At 53.4% G+C, this 519-nt stretch carries 1 protein-coding gene; it reads left to right on the top strand.

Going from position 1 to position 519, the window contains the following annotated elements:
- A partial coding sequence (locus RE6C_RS29630) for a GspE/PulE/PilB domain-containing protein (RefSeq protein WP_144054878.1) occupies positions 1–494 on the top strand: 494 nt, incomplete at its 5' end.
- Positions 495–519 lie beyond the last annotated feature (25 nt).

Below are 519 nucleotides of genomic sequence, written 5' to 3'. Positions count from 1 at the left end.
ACCCGACTGATATGCTGACGCTCGAACAGCTGCAACGTTTGACGCTTGATGGAGACGCGATTGAACGCGTCCCAGAATCGGTGGCGCGCGAGCACTGTGTCCTTCCTATTGGCTTCGCGGACGACAGATTGTCGTTGGTGCTCCCCACTGATCTCGATGAACGCACCTATGACTTGATCAAGTTCGTGCTCGAATTTGATTTCGATTACGAGACCGCTGATCGCCAGACGCTTCGGAACTTCGTGCACCTGTTCTACTGGGCAGTGTATTCGGACGTCCGCAACTGCTCCGACGAATTTCGTTTCAAATGCCCGAAGATGTGGATTGATTTGGCTGCTACTTCGGACCCGATGATACGCCACTGCGGGACGTGCGATCGCAAAGTGCACTACTGCGATTCGACCATGGAGTTTGACAAGCACCGAAAACGCGGGGATTGTGTAGCATTTGTTGATCGGGACACATCTGCGACAACACTTGGGTTGCCAATGTGACGCGGAAAGATCGCGGGTAACCAAT

The sequence above is a fragment of the Rhodopirellula europaea 6C genome, from assembly GCF_000338295.1.
Lineage (GTDB): Bacteria > Planctomycetota > Planctomycetia > Pirellulales > Pirellulaceae > Rhodopirellula > Rhodopirellula europaea.
The sequence above is the reverse complement of the archived record's forward strand: the minus strand, read 5'-3'. Positions and strand labels throughout refer to the sequence as shown.